The sequence below is a fragment of the Flavobacterium salmonis genome, from assembly GCF_903819435.1.
GTDB classification, from domain to species: Bacteria; Bacteroidota; Bacteroidia; order Flavobacteriales; family Flavobacteriaceae; genus Flavobacterium; species Flavobacterium chungangense.
On the sequence record NZ_CAIJDP010000018.1, the window covers coordinates 1 to 320 of the forward strand.

1 protein-coding gene is annotated in these 320 nt (G+C 53.1%); it reads right to left on the reverse strand.

Annotated elements, in window-relative coordinates; genetic code table 11:
* Nucleotides 1-320 (reverse strand): hypothetical protein (locus FLACHUCJ7_RS00090; RefSeq protein ID WP_219634033.1); only part of this gene is annotated, 320 nt, incomplete at both ends.

Genomic DNA, 320 nt, shown 5'->3' on the forward strand with positions numbered 1-320 from the left:
GTCATCGGTCGGATCAATCGTGATCGTTCCGGTCAACTGGCCTGCCGGGATGGTGATGGTAGTAGTGCTTGCTGCGTAATCTCCTGCTGAAGCTGTTCCTGTAAAGCCTAAACTTACCACTGTAGAGGTAGTCGTAGCCGTGCTCAGCGTAGCGGTGATTGTAGCGGTGCCCGCTGCGTTCTCTGCGATTGTTGCTGTTCCGCTAAGTGTTACCGTTGGGATGGTCTCGTCATCGGTGATCGTTACCGTTGCCTGCTGAACGCCGTTTTCTGTAGCACCATTGCCGCCTGTAACATTCGTGATATCGATGGTTACGGTTT